This is a genomic window from Acidovorax sp. (assembly GCF_046291265.1).
Lineage (GTDB): Bacteria > Pseudomonadota > Gammaproteobacteria > Burkholderiales > Burkholderiaceae_C > Acidovorax.
This window is the reverse complement of record NZ_JBKBTV010000182.1, coordinates 1-562: the sequence shown is the minus strand read 5'-3', so window position 1 is coordinate 562 and position 562 is coordinate 1. Positions and strand designations below refer to the sequence as shown.

1 protein-coding gene is annotated in these 562 nt (G+C 70.1%); it reads right to left on the bottom strand.

Going from position 1 to position 562, the window contains the following annotated elements:
• On the bottom strand, positions 1-562 hold a 562-nt coding region (locus ACK41V_RS23795; protein WP_409786177.1), incomplete at both ends, for an aldehyde dehydrogenase family protein.

The following is a 562-nucleotide window of genomic DNA, read 5'->3' as shown; positions in this document are numbered from 1 at the left end:
GACCGAATGCACCTTCTCGGCGCCATCCGGATCGTCGCAGGCAAAGAGCATCGGCGACACGAAGGCGCCGGCCTTGATGTCGACGCCCGAGGGCGCGAAGCCGTCCGCCCCGAACACGCAGCGCGCCTCGGTGCCGATCTGCCGCGCCTTCTCCAGAACGTCCTCGCGCTGGGCGAGGCTTGCCAGCGCGCCCATGCGGGTGGTTTCCGCGCGCGGGTCGCCGACGGGCGTCTTGGCGAGCTTGTCGGAGATCGCCTCGATCACAGCCTCGCGGTGCTCTGCCGGCACCAGGATGCGGCGGATGGCCGTGCATTTCTGGCCGGCCTTGGCGGTCATCTCGCGGTGCACCTCGCGCACGAAAATGTCGAACTCCGGCGTGCCCGGCGCGGCATCGGGCCCCAGGATCGTGGCGTTGAGCGAATCCTGCTCGGCCACGAAGCGCACCGCGTTGTCGAGGAGATTGCGATTGCCGCGCAGCAGGCCGGCGGTCGCCGCCGATCCGGTGAACGACACCACGTCCTGCGAGCCGAGCCTGTCGATCAGGTCGCCCGTCGAACCGGCC